Origin of the sequence: Streptomyces sp. TLI_171 (assembly GCF_003610255.1) — a bacterium.
Taxonomy (GTDB): domain Bacteria; phylum Actinomycetota; class Actinomycetes; order Streptomycetales; family Streptomycetaceae; genus Kitasatospora.
In genome coordinates this window covers 4,929,043-4,943,995 of record NZ_RAPS01000001.1, presented here as the reverse complement: position 1 = coordinate 4,943,995, position 14,953 = coordinate 4,929,043, and the positions used below count along the sequence as shown (strand labels likewise).

The following is a 14,953-nucleotide window of genomic DNA, read 5'->3' as shown; positions in this document are numbered from 1 at the left end:
GCCCCGTCAGGGCGTCACGGTGGCGGTGGGCGACGGGCTTGTGCTGGGCGACTCGCTCGGCGAGGGCGGCGGGGTGGACGCGGACTGGCTGGCCGAGGGCGAGGGCGGCGGGGGGCTCGGCGGCGTGGGCGTGCTGGGCTTGGTCGAGGTCGCGGTGGGGGTCGGCTTCGGGGAGCTGGTCGTCCTGCGGGTGGAGGTCGGGCTCGCGGGCGCACTCTCCGCAGGGCTCTCGGACTCCGTCGCGCTGTCGCTCGCGCTCGGGCTGCCGCTGGCCGACGGCGACGTGGCGGTGGCGGTGGGCCGCGGGGTGGTGGAGCTGTCGACGGGCAGCGGCAGGTCGTCGGCGGAGTTGCCGGGCTGCTTGCCGGACGGCTCGCCGTCGTTGCTGACGGCCACGCCGATCGCGGTGCCCAGCACGCCGAGGGCCATCACGGCGGCGCCGGCCGCCAGGACGGTCTTGCGGGCCCCGCCGGGGGCGCGCTTGCGGAGCCGGCCCGGGACCTGGGCGATCGACCGCATGGTGCGGCGGCGCCGGGCGGGTTCGGCACCGGGGCCGGCGGTCAGGGCCGCGGTCTCCTCCAGCCGGATCACGTCGAGCATCCGCCGGGCGGCGGGGCCGCCGCGCTGATCGCCGGCGGCGGCGCGCAGCGCGATCGCCGACTCCAGTTCGGCGACGGCCCGCTGCGGGTTGCCGGCGCAGAGCGCGAGGACGCCCAACTCGTGGTGGAACCAGCCCTGTTCGGCGGTCGCGCCGAGCATCCGGGCGGCCTCCAGCCCGAGCTGCAGGGCCCGTTCCCAGGCGCCCCAGCGCAGCGACAGGGCGAGGGCGGGGGCGGCGGCCCGGGCGAGCCGCAGCACCTGCGCGGGGCGGTCGGCGTCGCGTTCGGCGAGCAGCACGGCGAGGATGACCTCGGCCTCGGCGGCGACCTGACGGGTGGACACCGAGGCGTGCCCGACCCACCAGGAGAGGTGCTCGGCGGCGCCGTGCGCGACTCCGCCGGGTTCGAAGGGTGCGGGTCCGCCGTTGCCGTCGTCCTCCAGCTCGGGCAGCAGGGCGTCGACGACGCCCTCGGTCAGCCGGTGGTGGCCGCCCACGGAGACCGCGAGGCCCGCTTCGACGAGTTCTTGCAGGGCGCTCTCGCCGAGGCCGACGTCGACCAGCGCCGGCAGATGCGGCGCGGTCGGGCACTCCCCGTCGAGCGCCAGGGCCAGCCGCAGCACCCGCCGGGCCGGTTCGCTCAGGCCCTGGGTGAGCCGGCGGGCCGGTGCGGCGGACTCGCCGACCGAGGGCAGCGGCACCTGCTGCCGCAGTTCGGTCTCCAATTCGGCGGGGTCGCGCGGGAGTTCGTACTCCTGGGCGAAGCCGAAGACGCTCCGCCGGTCCTCCTGGGCGGCGACCAGCGCGTCCACCGCGACGTCCCGCTGGCGCAGCAGGGCCGCGGCCCGCACGAAGCGCAGCGGCAGGCCCTCCGACTCGAACCACAGGTCGACCGCCCAGGCCCGTTCGATGTCGTCGAGGGGCCGCCCGGCCAGTCGGGACGCCAGGGTCAGGCAGGCGGGGCGGGACAGGCCGGCGACCAGGTGGTCGCGCAGCCGGGAGCCGGCCGGCGAGGGCGGGTTGCCGGGGGTGGTGGTGATCAGGAACGCGCACTCGGGTGCGTACCCGAGCAGTTCCTCCAGTTCCTCGCCGAAGACCTCCACGTCGTCGATCGCGACCACGGCGGCCACGGTGGAGAGCAGTTCGGCGAGCTGTTCCCGGTCGGGGCGGAAGTCGGGGGCGTGGTGGGTGGTGGCGAACAGTTCCTGGAGCAGGTCCGCGGCGGTCCTGCGGTAGCCGCTGAGCCGTACGACGCCGTCCGGGGCGAGTTCGGCGGCGGCCTCGGAGACCGCGGCGAGCAGCGCGGAGCGGCCCGAGCCGGCCTGGCCGACCAGCCGTACCGAGCGGCCCTCACGGAGCTGCCCCAGCACCGCCGCGATGTCGCCGTCGCGGTCGAGCAGTCTCAGGTCGCCGGTGCCCAGGGCGAGCGGCCCGACGGCCGAGCTGGGCCCGAGTTCGGGCCGGGCCTGCACCAGTCCGCGGATCCGGCGCGGCTGCGGCAGCCACTCGTCCGGGCAGTGCCGGGCCTCCGATCCCTCGGGGCCGCCGACCACCACCAGCCGCTCGCCGCTGACCAGTTCCCCACCCCGCGGGCGCACCCCGTCTCCCCGGAACTCTCCGCTCGGCTGCACCACGTCGCTGCTCCCCGCCACTCGGACACCTGAGCGGAGACTTTCCCACACCGGCACCGGGCATGGACACACCGGGATGGGTCGGAGCGGGCTCCGCGCAGTACAGAGCGGGTGTCAGCCCAGCGCGGGCAGCGTCGTCCCGTACGGGTCCTGCACCGCGCCCTCGACGGCCAGGATCCGGTGCAGCCGGGTCGCGACCAGCAGCCGCTGCAGCTGCACGGGCACCTCCCGCAGCACCAGGCGGCGGCCGGCCCGGCCGGCCCGCCGGTGGGTGCCCATGATGACGCCGAGTCCGGTGGCGTCCCAGAATTCGAGGCGGCCGAGGTCGAGCACGAGGTCGCCCTCGCCGCCGTCGACCGCGGCGTGCAGCAGCGCCCTGGCGTCGGCGGCGCTGCGCACGTCGAGCCGTCCTTCGATGGCCAGTCCGGTGTGGTCGCCGGTGATGCGCACGCTGTCCTCCTCCTCGGTCGTCTGCCGTACGTCCGTTCCTACGGTGCGCCCGCACCTCGGGGGTGGTCCGTGGAGCCGTCGGCGCGGGCAGCAGGGCGGTCTTGCCGCACCGGCCCCTTCCTGAATCTGACGGTGAACCAGTTCCGCAGGTTGCTGTCACCCGCCGGACTGTCCCTCAACTTCACCCGTCCGAGGGAATATACGCAGGATCACCTCACACTTACGCTCGATTACCGCCCAAATCACCCGTCTGCGGGGCGGACCGTGAGCAAACTCACCCACCTGCCCAGAACGCCCCGCGCCCGGGCAGCACGGACCGGCTGCGGGAGCGGCATCGCTCTCGCCGGACTCTAGTGGGAGCGTGCCCGCAGTGGTGCGATCCGGCGGTGTGATCTGCGCCGGACGGGGTGTGATCTGCACCCCTCCCCGTCCGGGCTCCCAGCGGCCGTTCAGCTACCGCCCAGTCACTTCAGCTCCCGCCGGGGACGGGCAGGCCCAACTCCTGGGCGAGGATCGCGGCCTGCACCCGGCTGCGCAGCCCGAGCTTCGCCAGGATCCGGCTGACGTGCGTCTTGGTGGTGGCCTCGGCGGTGTGCAGCCGGGCGGCGATCTCCGCATTGGACAGGCCCGCGCCGAGGCAGCCCAGCACCTCCCGCTCCTTGGGGGTGAGCTCCGCCAGGCCCGGCACTCCGGCCGGCGGCGCCGAGCGGGCGAACGAGGCGATCAGCCGCCTGGTCACCGAGGGCGCCAGCATGCCGTCGCCGCGGGCGACCGTCCGGATGCCCTCGACCAGCGCGTCCGCCTCCAGGTCCTTGAGCAGGAACCCGGCGGCGCCGGCCCGCAGCGCACCCCACACGTACTCGTCCAGGTCGAAGGTGGTGAGCACCAGGACCTGCGCCGCTCCCGCCGCCACCACCTCGCGGGTCGCGGCGACGCCGTCCAGCCGGGGCATCTGCACGTCCATCAGCACCACGTCGGGCCGCAGCTCCAGGGCGAGGCGGACGGCCTGCTCGCCGTCGGCGGCCTCGCCGACCACCTCCAGGTCGTCCTCCGCGCGCAGGATCATCACCAGCGCGGCCCGCACCGCCGCCTGGTCCTCGGCCACCAGTACCCGGATCATTCGCGCTCCCCGCTCGCCGTCCGCGGCAGCACCGCCCGGACCTGCCACCTCGGCCCGTCCGGCCCGGCGCTCAGCGCACCGCCGAGCAGTTGCGCCCGCTCGCCCATGCCGACCAGCCCGGCCTTCGCCCCGGGCACCGGCCGGCCCTCGCCCTCCCGGTACTCGGACTCCACGGTGATCTCCAACTCCCGCTCCCCGTAGCCGATCCGCAGCCGCACCGGGCCGGGCGCGGCATGCTTGACGGCATTGGTCAGCGACTCCTGGACGATCCGGTACGCGGCCAGCTCGACCGGCGCGGACAGCTCGCCGCGCTCGCCGCACTCCTCCAGCGAGAACCGCAGCCCGGCCGTCCGGCCGGCGGTGGCGGCCTGCTCCAGCAGCACGTCCACCGCCGCCAACCGCGGTGCGGCGTACGGCTCTTCGGGGACGGCCTCGCGCAGCAGACCGATCATCCGGCGCATCTCGGCGAGGCCCTGCACGCTGTTCTCCCGGATCACCGCCAGCGCCTCCACCAGGGGCTCGTCCTGGGCGCGCTGCTGACGGCGCGCCACCGCCTGCGCGCCGGTGGCGTGGATGGCGATCGCCGACAGGTGGTTGGCGATCACGTCGTGCAGCTCGCGGGCCATCCGGGCGCGCTCCGCGACCACCGCACCGCGCCGGTCCAACTCGGCCAGCAGCGCGGTCTGTTCGGCCCGCAACCGCTCCGTCTCGGCGCGGTCCCGGTGCCGGCGCAGCAGGTCGGCCGTCCAGACCGGGGCGAGGAAGATCAGCCCGCAGAACACCGCGACCAGCAGCGCCCCGGGCACCGACCCGTACCGCCAGGACAGCCCCGACAGCACCAGCGTGGCCGCGGCGCCGGTCAGTTGCAGCACCTTGCTCATCCGGGCCGGCCCGTAGAGGGTGGCCGCGTACAGCAGGTCGGTGTACATCAGCAGGGTGGCCATCACCGAGCCGAAGTACACGGCCAGGCCGAACAGCACACCGCCGGCGCAGACCGCCCCGATCGTCCAGCGCCGCCGCACCAGCTCCAGCGCCGACATCGCGGCCAGCGGCAGCACCGCGGCCCACACCGGCAGGCCGGGCCGCGCGTCGTACGCGCCGAACGCGATCAGCAGCAGGCCGCCGAGCAGCCCGGCGGCGGCGATGGCCAGATCCTCCTGGCGGTCGGTGAGCCTCACGAGGCCCATCCCAGCACTCCTTCCGCGGTACCGGAACGACCGGTCGGACGACCCGCCGTCCGACGAAGGGCTGACACCCCCGTCGACTTCCCGGACGATGACGGCCCGCCCGCGCCCGGGGAGGATCGAAGCATGGTTTCCCTGATCGTGGCCGGCGAGGTCGGCTTCTGGGTGGTCCTGGCGGCCGGGCTGCTGGCCCGCTACGCGCTGCGCCTGCGCCGCACCGGCGCGGTACTGCTGGCGCTGCTCCCGGTGGTCGACCTGGCGATCCTCGGCGCCACCGTCGCGGACCTGCGCGGCGGCGCCACCGCCGACTGGACGCACGGCCTGGCCGCCGCCTACGTCGGCTTCTCGCTCGCCTACGGCCACCGCCTGGTCCGCTGGGCGGACGGCCACGCCGCGCACCGCCTGGCCGGCGGTCCGAAGCCCGCCGGAATGCCCAAGTACGGTGCACCGCGAGCCCGCTACGAGTGGGGCGTGTTCGCCCTCACGCTACTCGCCTCGGTCGTCACGGTCGCGCTGATCGCGGGCGTCCAGTGGCTGGTCGGCGACGGCGCCCGCACCGCCGGCCTCGACTCCTGGTACCCGCGGATGGGCCTGGTGGTCGGCATCAACCTGCTGATCGCCGCCAGCTACACGGTCTTCCCCAAGCGCGAGAAGACCCGCTGACGCACCGTCAGCGGTCGCCGCCCGGTACCCACAGCACGTCGCCGCGCTCCTTGTTGGCCGTCCGCGCCAGGATGAACAGCAGGTCGGAGAGCCGGTTCAGGTACTTCGCGGTCAGCGGGTTGATGCTCTCCCCGTGCTCCTCGATCGCCGCCCAGGTCGCCCGCTCGGCCCGCCGCACCACCGTGCACGCCAGGTGCAGGTACGCCGCGCCGGGCGTCCCGCCGGGCAGGATGAAGCTCCGCAGCTTGTCCAGCTCCGCGAGGAACCGGTCGCACTCCCCCTCCAGCCGGTCGACGTACGACTGCTCGACCCGCAGCGGCGGGTACTCGGGGTCCGCCACGATCGGCGTCGCCAGGTCCGCGCCCACGTCGAACAGGTCGTTCTGGATCCGGGTCAGCACCGTCACCAGCTCGTCGTCCAGCGCGCCCGCGGCCAGCGCCACGCCGAGCGCCGCGTTCGCCTCGTTGGTGTCCGCGTACGCGATCAGCCGGGGGTCGGTCTTCGTGGTCCGGCTCATGTCGCCGAGCGCGGTCGTGCCGTCGTCCCCGGTCCGGGTGTAGATGCGCGTCAGGTTCACCATGCCCGGCAGCCTAGCGCGCGGCCCCCGGCGTGTTAACGGCGGCTCACTGCCCCGACCTGCGCGCCCCCCCAGCCTCCGGCCGGGGGACCCCCAAGTCTCGTCGCTACGCGACTCCCCCAGCCTCCGGCCGGGGGGACCCCCATGTCTCGTCGCTACGCGACATTGACCCTCTGGCCGGGCGGGGCGGCCTCCAGCCAGGCCAGGAAACCGGTCAGGGCGTCGTCGCTCATCGCCAGCTCCAGCGGCGCGCCCTTGTGCAGGCAGCGCAGCACGACGGAGCCGGAGAGCAGCGCGAGCTCCTCCTGCCCCTGCGGGTAGCGGCGGCCCAGCACCTCGATCTCGGTGCGAGGCAGCACCCGTCGCGGCCGGGGCGCGTAGGAGAACACCCGGAACCACTCGATGGAGTCGCCGCTGTAGCGGCCGATACCAAAAACCCACCCCTTGCCGTCGGTCTGCGGGACCGGGGCTGAGGTGGGTTTGCCGTTCTCGTCGAGGTCGGGCTGCGTGGAGGCGTCGGCCGGCATTTTCAAGCGGTAGGAGCAGTCGAACGTGCCGCCGACGCGCTGGATGAGGCGGCGGCGTACCGCGAAGCCGACCAGCCCCGCGACGGCGAGGACCACCACCGACGCGCACACCACAAGGGCGAGGACCACGCTCACCTACCTCCTCGCTGCCTTCATCCCCGTGGCGGTCGACCCACGACCGCTCATTCCTACCAACTGATACGACAGTCCCGGGGTCACGCTTCAGGCGTCCCCGGGACCGTCGCTGAGACCAGGCTCAGTGATGCGCCTTCAGACCGCCGGCGGCGACCAGGCGAACCTCGGCGCGACGCTCGGCGTGCAGGTCGGCCTCGGACTTGGCGTTCTCCAGCGCACGCTCGGCGCGGGCGACGTCGATCTCGTCGGCCAGCTCGGCGATCTCGGCGAGGATCGACAGCTTGTTGTCCGCGAACGAGATGAAGCCACCGTGCACCGCGGCGATCACGGTGCCCTGGTCGACGGTGCGGATGGTGACCGGGCCGGTCTCCAGCACGCTCAGCACCGGGGTGTGGCCGGGCATGATGCCGGTGTCACCGGAGGCCGTGCGGGCGACAACGATGGTGGCCGCACCGGACCACACCTTGCGGTCGGCTGCGACCAGCTCGACGTGCAGCTCAGCCAACGTGGGCTCCTTGGCTCTTGAAGCCGCGGATCTACTCCACGGTTTCGGTAAGAATAACGGGCTCGCGCCCCCGGAATGAAACGAAGGGCGCCGAGATGACCGGGATCACAGCCGCTCTGTGCCGTGAGGGGTGGCCCCCAAGAGCCGGGGACCACCCCTCACCGGTACATCGCGACGACTACTTCTTCAGCAGCTCGGCAGCGTTGCGCTCGAGGTCGTCGATGCCACCGCACATGAAGAACGCCTGCTCCGGCACGTGGTCGTACTTGCCGTCCGCGATCGCGTTGAAGGCCTCGATGGTCTCCGACAGCGGCACGGTCGAACCGTCGACACCGGTGAACTGCTTCGCCACGTAGGTGTTCTGCGAGAGGAAGCGCTCGATGCGGCGGGCCCGCTGCACCGTGACCTTGTCCTCCTCGGACAGCTCGTCGATGCCGAGGATCGCGATGATGTCCTGGAGGTCCTTGTACTTCTGCAGGATCCCCTTGATACGGACGGCCGTGTCGTAGTGGAGCTGCGTGATGTACCGCGGGTCGAGGATGCGGGACGTGGAGTCCAGCGGGTCGACGGCCGGGTAGATGCCCTTCTCCGAGATCGGGCGCGACAGAACGGTGGTCGCGTCCAGGTGGGCGAAGGTGGTGGCCGGCGCCGGGTCGGTCAGGTCGTCCGCGGGGACGTAGATCGCCTGCATCGAGGTGATCGAGTGACCGCGGGTCGAGGTGATGCGCTCCTGCAGGAGGCCCATCTCGTCGGCCAGGTTCGGCTGGTAGCCCACCGCGGAGGGCATGCGGCCGAGCAGGGTCGACACCTCGGAACCGGCCTGGGTGAACCGGAAGATGTTGTCGATGAAGAGGAGCACGTCCTGCTTCTCGACGTCGCGGAAGTACTCCGCCATGGTCAGCGCGGAGAGCGCGACCCGCAGACGGGTGCCCGGCGGCTCGTCCATCTGGCCGAAGACCAGCGCGGTCTTGTCCAGAACGCCCGAGTCGACCATCTCGTCGATGAGGTCGTTGCCCTCACGGGTGCGCTCGCCGACACCGGCGAACACCGACACACCACCGAAGTTCTCGGCGACGCGGTAGATCATCTCCTGGATCAGAACGGTCTTGCCGACACCGGCGCCACCGAACAGACCGATCTTGCCACCGGTGACGTACGGGGTCAGCAGGTCGATGACCTTGATGCCGGTCTCGAACATCTCGGTCTTCGACTCGAGCTCGGAGAAGTTCGGGGCCTTGCGGTGGATCGGCCAGCGGACCTCCACCTGGGACTCGAACTCGGCCTTGTCGACGTTCAGCACCTCGCCGAGGGCGTTGAAGACCTTGCCCTTGGTGATCTGGCCGACCGGGACGGAGATCGCCGAACCGGTGTCGACGACCTGCGCGCCGCGGACCAGGCCGTCGGTCGGCTGCATCGAGATGCCGCGGATCAGGCCGTCGCCGAGGTGCTGGGCGACCTCGAGGGTCAGGGTCTTCTTGCCCGTGCCGTCGGGGTTGTTCACCTCGACGTGCAGGGCGTTGAACATCTCCGGAATGGCGTCGACGGGGAACTCCACGTCGACGACCGGGCCGATGACCCGCGCGACGCGGCCCGTCGCCGTGGTCGGCTCAACAGTGGTGGTCATACTCATTCGCTCCCCGCGCTAGCGTCGGCCAGCGCGTTCGCGCCGCCCACGATCTCGCTGATTTCCTGGGTGATCTCGGCCTGACGGGCCGAGTTGGCAAGCCGCGTGAGCGACTTGATGAGCTCGCCGGCGTTGTCCGTCGCGCTCTTCATGGCGCGGCGGCGGGCGGCGTGCTCGGAAGCAGCCGACTGCAGCAGCGCGTTGTAGATCCGGCTCTCGACGTACCGCGGCAGCAGTGCGTCGAGGACGCCCTCCGCCGACGGCTCGAAGTCGTACAGCGGGAAGATCTGGTTCTTCGCCGCGGCGCCGTCGCTCAGCTCGACCTCGTCGAGGCGGAGCGGCAGCAGCCGCTTGTCGATGGCGTTCTGCGTCAGCATCGACACGAACTCGGTCGACACCAGGTGCAGTTCGTCCACACCGCCGGTCTCCGCCGTGAAGGCCTCGATCAGATCCGCGGCCACCGTCTTCGCGTCACCGTAGGTCGGCTTGTCGGAGAAGCCGGTCCACGAGTTCGCGACCTCAAGGTTGCGGAAGCCGTAGTAGCCGACGCCCTTGCGACCGACGATGAACGTGACCACCTCCTTGCCCTCTTCGCGGAGGCGGGCGGCGAGCGCCAGCGACTGCTTGATGGCGTTGGTGGAGTAACCGCCCGCCAGGCCGCGGTCCGCCGTGATCAGCAGAACGGCGGCCCGAGTGGCGTTCGGGTTCTCGGTGGTCAGCGGGTGCTTCGCGGTGGACCGGGTGGCCACCGCGGTCACCGCGCGGGTGAGCTCATCGGCGTACGGAGTGGAGGCGGCCACCGCGCGCTGCGCCTTGACGATGCGCGACGCGGAGATCATCTCCATCGCCTTGGTGATCTTCTTCGTCGCGGTGACGGAGCGGATGCGGCGCTTGTAGACCCGAAGCTGTGCTCCCATGGGTCGCTACGTCCTTTCCCTCGCTACCGGACTCAGGCCTGCTCGGAGAGCAGCTTGCCGTCCGCCGTGGTGAAGCCCTGCTTGAACGAGGCGATCGCCGCGGTCAGCGCGTCGATGGTGCCCTGCTCCAGCAGACCGGTCTCGACGATGCCGGCCAGGATGCCCTTGTGCTCCAGGCGGACGTTGTCCAGGAACTCGCGCTCGAAGCGGCGGATCTCCGCCACCGGGACGTCGTCCAGCTGACCGGTGGTGCCGGCCCAGATGGAGACGACCTGCTCCTCGACCGGGAACGGCTGGTACTGGCCCTGCTTCAGCAGCTCGACCATGCGCGCACCGCGCTCCAGCTGGGCCTTGGAGGCCGCGTCCAGGTCGGAACCGAAGGCGGCGAACGCCTCCAGCTCGCGGTACTGGGCGAGGTCCAGACGCAGGCGGCCGGCGACCGAGCGCATGGCCTTGATCTGGGCGGAGCCACCGACGCGGGAGACCGAGATGCCGACGTTCACGGCCGGGCGGATGCCGGCGTTGAACAGGTCGGACTCCAGGAAGCACTGGCCGTCGGTGATCGAGATGACGTTGGTCGGGATGTACGCCGAGACGTCGTTGGCCTTGGTCTCGATGATCGGCAGACCGGTCATCGAGCCGCCGCCGAGGGCGTCGTTCAGCTTGGCGCAGCGCTCCAGCAGGCGGGAGTGCAGGTAGAAGACGTCACCCGGGTACGCCTCGCGGCCCGGCGGGCGGCGCAGCAGCAGGGAGACGGAGCGGTAGGCCTCGGCCTGCTTCGACAGGTCGTCGAAGACGATGAGGACGTGCTTGCCGTCGTACATCCACTCCTGGCCGATGGCCGAACCGGTGTACGGGGCGAGGTACTTGAAGCCAGCCGGGTCGGAGGCGGGAGCAGCCACGATGGTGGTGTACTCCAGCGCGCCGGCCTCCTCCAGGGCGCCGCGGACGGACGCGATGGTGGAGCCCTTCTGGCCCACGGCGACGTAGATGCAGCGGACCTGCTTCTCCGGGTCGCCCGAGCGCCAGTTGTCGCGCTGGTTGATGATCGTGTCGACGGCGACGGCGGTCTTGCCGGTCTGACGGTCACCGATGATCAGCTGGCGCTGGCCGCGGCCGATCGGGGTCATCGCGTCGATCGCCTTGATGCCGGTCTGCAGCGGCTGCTTGACCGACTTGCGGGCCATGACGCCGGGGGCCTGCAGCTCCAGGGCGCGGCGGCCGGTGGAGGCGATGTCGCCCAGGCCGTCGATCGGGTTGCCCAGCGGGTCCACGACACGGCCGAGGTAGCCGTCGCCGACCGGGACGGAGAGGACCTCGCCGGTGCGCTGCACCGTCTGGCCCTCTTCGATGCCCGAGAACTCACCGAGGACGACGACACCGATCTCGCGGGTGTCGAGGTTCAGCGCGAGGCCGAGAGTGCCGTCCTCGAACTTCAGCAGCTCGTTGGCCATGACCGAGGGCAGGCCCTCGACCTTCGCGATACCGTCCATGGCCTCGGTGACCGTGCCGACCTCTTCACGCGAGGCCGCGTCCGGCTGGTACGACTGGACAAAGTCGGCCAGCGCGTCCCGGATCTCCTCCGGACGGATCGTAAGCTCCGCCATCAGGCTTCCCTGCTCTCCTAGTTTGCGATCCTCGGCCCGCCATTGAGGGCCGCAAGTGCTCGACTCTCGGCCGGGTCGGGTGAACCGGCCGTACGTTTTGCCGGCCCACCTGGTGTGGACCGACGCCCGACCGAGGGTCGGATAGTGCTGGTGCTCAGCCTTCGAGGCCCTGACGAGCGCCCTCGAGGCGGCTCGCGACCGTGCCGTCGATGATCTCGTCACCGATCTGCACCCGGACGCCGCCGCGGACCTCGGGGTCCACGTCGATGTTCAGGTGCACCTGCCGGCCGTACAGACCGGCCAGCGCGGCGGCGAGGCGGTCCTTCTGGCTGTCCGACAGCGGGATGGCGCTGGTGACCAGGGCCACCACGCGGCCCCGCCGGGAGGCGGCGAGCTTGGAGTAGGACTCCAGGCCACCCTCCAGGCTACGGCCCCGCGGGACGGTGACCAGGCTGGTGACCAGGCGGACGGTGCCCGCGTTGGCCCGGCCGCCGAGGAGCGTGCGGACCAGCGTCGCCTTGGCGGCGGCGTCGGCCTTCGGCTCGGTCAGCGCGGCGCGCAGCTCGTGCGAGCCCGCCACCACCCGGCCGAACCGGAACAGCTCGTCCTCGACGTCGTCCAGCGCGCCGGCCTTGTCGGCGGCGACGATCTCGGCGTACGCGGAGAGTTCCTCGACCGCGTCGACCAGGTCGCGCGGGCCGGACCAGCGCGAGCGGACCAGGCCGGAGACCAGGTCGACGGTCTCGCCGGACACCTGGCCGCCGAGCAGCGAGGCGACCAGCTGGGCCTTGTCCTGACCGGACCGGGACGGGTCGGTCAGGACGCGGCGCAGCGAGACCTCGCGGTCCAGCAGCGTGGTGACGGCAGCGAGTTCCTCGGCGAGCTTGGCCGCGTCCACCGAAGTGTTGTCGGTCAGGCTCTCCAGGTTGTCGCGGCCGGCGGCGAGTGCCTCACGGCTCGCGCCGATCACTTGGCCGCACCCTGGGCAGCGGCGGCCTTGGACTCCAGCTCGCCCAGGAAGCGGTCGATGACACCGCTCTGGCGGGCGTGGTCCTCCAGGGACTCACCGACGATCCGGGAGGCCAGCTGGGAGGCCAGCGAGCCCACGTCCTGGCGCAGGGCGGCGGTCGCCTGCTTCTTGTCGGCCTCGATCTGGGCGTGGCCGGCGGCGACGATGGCCTCGCGCTGGCGCTGGCCCTCCTCGCGCATCTCGGTGATCAGGGCAGCGCCCTGCTCACGAGCGTGCTCGGTGATCCGAGCGGCCTCGTGACGCGCCTCGGCGAGCTCGGCGCGGTACTGCTCGAGCAGGGCCTGGGCCTCGGCCTGAGCGGTCTCCGCACGCTTCATGCCGCCTTCGATGGCGTCACGGCGCTCCTCCAGCACCTTCTCGATGCTGGGGAGGAGCTTCTTGCCGAGGAGGCCGAAGACGATGAAGAAGCAGAGCAGGCCGATGATGACCTCGGGCCACGCGGGGAGAAGAGGGTTCATCTTCTCTTCAGCCGCGAGGAGAACCTCGGGGGCCATATCAGTACCTTTCGTCGGAATTGACTACCGGTGCGCCTGGCTCACTGGCCGTAGACGAACGGCATGACGATGCCGATCAGGGCGAGGGCCTCGGTCAGGGCGAAGCCGATGAACATGTTGGAGCGGATCAGGCCGGCAGCCTCGGGCTGACGGGCCATCGCCTGCACACCGTTACCGAAGATCAGACCGACACCGATGCCGGGGCCGATCGCGGCGAGGCCGTAGCCGATGGAAGCGACGGAACCAGTGACCTCAGCGAGAGCGGACATCTCAGCTAATCCTTTGCGGGGATGGGAGACCGGTGGGTGTTGGCCACCGGGAGTTCTTGGGCGCGGCCGGAGCCGCGGGGCTCAGTGCGCCTCTTCCAGGGCACCGGCGATGTAGCTGCTGGCGAGCATCACGAAGATGTACGCCTGCAGGAACTGCACCAGCAGCTCGAAGCCGGTCAGACCGACAGCCACCACGAAGGACACCGAGCCGTACAGGGCGCCGATGCTGGGGCTGAGCAGGTACCACGAGGCCACCGAGAAGACGACGATCAGCAGGTGACCGGCGAACATGTTGGCGAAGGCTCGGACCGCGAGGGTGAACGGGCGCACGAAGATGTTCGAGAAGAACTCGATCGGCACCAGGATGAACATGACCCAGCCGGGGATGCCGGACGGCCAGCAGAGGTTCTTCATACCGCCGACGAAGCCGTGCTTCTTGAAGGTCAGCGTCATGTAGGTGATCCACACGATCGCCGCGAGCCCGACCGGGAACGCGATGCGCGACATCACCGGGAACTGGGCGAACGGGATGATGGACATGATGTTCATGATCCACACGAAGAAGAACATCGAGACCAGCATCGGGACGTACTTCTCGCCCTTCTTGCCGATGGTCTCCAGCACGATGCTCCGCTTGACGAAGTCGTACCCGATCTCACCGACCAGCTGGAGCTTGCCCGGGAGCAGCTTCGGCTTGGCGAACGACGCCCAGAAGAAGGCGACCACCAGCAGCGCACAGATGATCGACAACAGCATCGGCTTGGTGAAGTCGACGCTGCCGATCGAGAAGATCGGCTTGAACTCGAACTCGTTCAGGCCGGGCGCCGGGAAGCCGCAGCCGGAGTTCAGGTGGCAACCGGCCTCGGAGGCGAGCTGGACGTCAGCACCCACCACAGACTCCTTCGTTCTGACGCATGGTTACGGCAACCTCGGTGTGTCGGCGTGGCCGGAAGCCACGGTGCGGCACTGGAACTTGTTGGATTTCTCGCGGACCCGGCGCGGCGCATATCCCCACCGCGGGATCTTCGAAAGCTTCGTGGAGTCGGGGGGCGATCCGTCCGATCATCGGAGGGACCTGGCCGCTTCCCGTACTCCGCCGTTGGGACGGACGATAGCAGTCCGTCAGGAGGGCATAAACACCGCCCCCCTCGCGAGGGGGACAGCCTGCCCCGCTCACGGTTGACGCCCGGATTTCGACTTGCCGTCGGGTTCCACGTAGAAGGTCTTGGCCTTCAGCCAGCCCCTCACCTGGAAGCCGGTCCAGACGATCGCGAGGCCGAGCAGGGAGAACCCGAAGACCTTGTGGTCGAAGAACGAGAGGTGCTTGGCCACCGCCAGCAGCACGCCGATCGCGAGGATCTGAGTGGTGTAGACCAGCAGCGCGGCCGGCATCAGCATCTGCTGGTTGTTCCGGGTCAGCCGGTCGAGCGCGATCTGGCCGAAGCCGAAGAAGCCGATCACCACGACGGTGGCGAGCAGGGCGCCGAGCAGACCCTTCCCCTGCGCGACGGCGAAGGAGATCGCCATGGCGATCAGTCCGGCGACCGCAGTGGGAATTGCGGCGCCACGGAGGATCCGGGCGTCGTGGGACGGCATGTCGGCAGCTCCGGCGGCATGTCGGT

The 14,953-nt window shown here is 71.1% G+C and carries 16 protein-coding genes; 1 reads left to right on the top strand and 15 read right to left on the bottom strand.

Annotation, left to right across the window (positions count from 1 at the left end; translation table 11 throughout):
• Positions 1 to 6 precede the first annotated feature (6 nt).
• The 4 genes from BX266_RS22570 to BX266_RS22555 all read right to left on the bottom strand — a co-directional run bounded on the left by BX266_RS22570 (position 7) and on the right by BX266_RS22555 (position 4,986).
• Complete coding sequence (locus tag BX266_RS22570) at positions 7 to 2,250, bottom strand: ATP-binding protein (protein WP_143686979.1); 2,244 nt, start codon at positions 2,248 to 2,250, stop codon at positions 7 to 9.
• Between the two features lie 93 nt (positions 2,251 to 2,343).
• Positions 2,344 to 2,679: an STAS domain-containing protein gene (locus tag BX266_RS22565; protein ID WP_099902545.1), complete on the bottom strand. Its 336-nt coding sequence runs from the start codon at positions 2,677 to 2,679 to the stop codon at positions 2,344 to 2,346.
• Positions 2,680 to 3,148: 469 nt separating this feature from the next.
• Entirely contained in the window at positions 3,149 to 3,799 is a 651-nt protein-coding gene (locus BX266_RS22560) for a response regulator transcription factor (protein WP_099902543.1), read from the bottom strand.
• Positions 3,796 to 4,986 carry a sensor histidine kinase gene (locus tag BX266_RS22555; RefSeq protein ID WP_099902541.1) on the bottom strand — a complete coding sequence of 397 codons (1,191 nt, stop codon included), beginning with the start codon at positions 4,984 to 4,986 and terminating at the stop codon, positions 3,796 to 3,798. The genes BX266_RS22560 and BX266_RS22555 overlap by 4 nt, the downstream gene beginning before the upstream one ends.
• A gap of 123 nt (positions 4,987 to 5,109) precedes the next feature.
• On the opposite strand from BX266_RS22555, the gene BX266_RS22550 reads away from it, so the two are divergent.
• On the top strand, positions 5,110 to 5,646 hold the full coding sequence (locus BX266_RS22550) for a hypothetical protein (RefSeq protein ID WP_099902539.1): 537 nt from the start codon (positions 5,110 to 5,112) through the stop codon (positions 5,644 to 5,646).
• Positions 5,647 to 5,653: 7 nt separating this feature from the next.
• On the opposite strand, the gene BX266_RS22545 is transcribed toward BX266_RS22550, so the two are convergent.
• From BX266_RS22545 to BX266_RS22495, 11 genes are all read right to left on the bottom strand, one after another.
• Positions 5,654 to 6,226 (bottom strand): cob(I)yrinic acid a,c-diamide adenosyltransferase, encoded by a 573-nt coding sequence (locus BX266_RS22545; protein WP_099902537.1) that lies wholly within the window; start codon positions 6,224 to 6,226, stop codon positions 5,654 to 5,656.
• A gap of 152 nt (positions 6,227 to 6,378) precedes the next feature.
• Positions 6,379 to 6,879 carry a DUF2550 domain-containing protein gene (locus tag BX266_RS22540; RefSeq protein ID WP_180290573.1) on the bottom strand — a complete coding sequence of 167 codons (501 nt, stop codon included), beginning with the start codon at positions 6,877 to 6,879 and terminating at the stop codon, positions 6,379 to 6,381.
• A gap of 127 nt (positions 6,880 to 7,006) precedes the next feature.
• Positions 7,007 to 7,390, bottom strand: coding sequence for a F0F1 ATP synthase subunit epsilon (locus tag BX266_RS22535; RefSeq protein WP_099902533.1), 384 nt, complete (start codon positions 7,388 to 7,390; stop codon positions 7,007 to 7,009).
• A 178-nt stretch (positions 7,391 to 7,568) separates the two neighbouring features.
• Positions 7,569 to 9,014 carry a F0F1 ATP synthase subunit beta gene (gene atpD / locus BX266_RS22530; protein ID WP_099902532.1) on the bottom strand — a complete coding sequence of 482 codons (1,446 nt, stop codon included), beginning with the start codon at positions 9,012 to 9,014 and terminating at the stop codon, positions 7,569 to 7,571.
• Positions 9,015 to 9,016: 2 nt separating this feature from the next.
• Complete coding sequence (locus BX266_RS22525; protein ID WP_099902530.1) at positions 9,017 to 9,931, bottom strand: F0F1 ATP synthase subunit gamma; 915 nt, start codon at positions 9,929 to 9,931, stop codon at positions 9,017 to 9,019.
• Positions 9,932 to 9,963: 32 nt separating this feature from the next.
• Positions 9,964 to 11,538: a F0F1 ATP synthase subunit alpha gene (gene atpA / locus BX266_RS22520; protein ID WP_099902528.1), complete on the bottom strand. Its 1,575-nt coding sequence runs from the start codon at positions 11,536 to 11,538 to the stop codon at positions 9,964 to 9,966.
• 154 nt (positions 11,539 to 11,692) lie between these two features.
• Positions 11,693 to 12,508, bottom strand: coding sequence for a F0F1 ATP synthase subunit delta (locus tag BX266_RS22515; protein WP_099902526.1), 816 nt, complete (start codon positions 12,506 to 12,508; stop codon positions 11,693 to 11,695).
• Positions 12,505 to 13,062 carry a F0F1 ATP synthase subunit B gene (locus tag BX266_RS22510; RefSeq protein WP_099902524.1) on the bottom strand — a complete coding sequence of 186 codons (558 nt, stop codon included), beginning with the start codon at positions 13,060 to 13,062 and terminating at the stop codon, positions 12,505 to 12,507. Before BX266_RS22510 ends, BX266_RS22515 begins: the two co-directional genes overlap by 4 nt.
• Positions 13,063 to 13,103: 41 nt before the next feature.
• Complete coding sequence (gene atpE, locus BX266_RS22505) at positions 13,104 to 13,331, bottom strand: ATP synthase F0 subunit C (RefSeq protein ID WP_099902522.1); 228 nt, start codon at positions 13,329 to 13,331, stop codon at positions 13,104 to 13,106.
• 81 nt (positions 13,332 to 13,412) lie between these two features.
• Positions 13,413 to 14,225: a F0F1 ATP synthase subunit A gene (gene atpB / locus BX266_RS22500; protein WP_399170226.1), complete on the bottom strand. Its 813-nt coding sequence runs from the start codon at positions 14,223 to 14,225 to the stop codon at positions 13,413 to 13,415.
• A 279-nt stretch (positions 14,226 to 14,504) separates the two neighbouring features.
• A complete protein-coding gene (locus tag BX266_RS22495) occupies positions 14,505 to 14,927 on the bottom strand; it encodes a hypothetical protein (RefSeq protein WP_099902518.1) in 423 nt (140 codons plus the stop codon).
• Positions 14,928 to 14,953 lie beyond the last annotated feature (26 nt).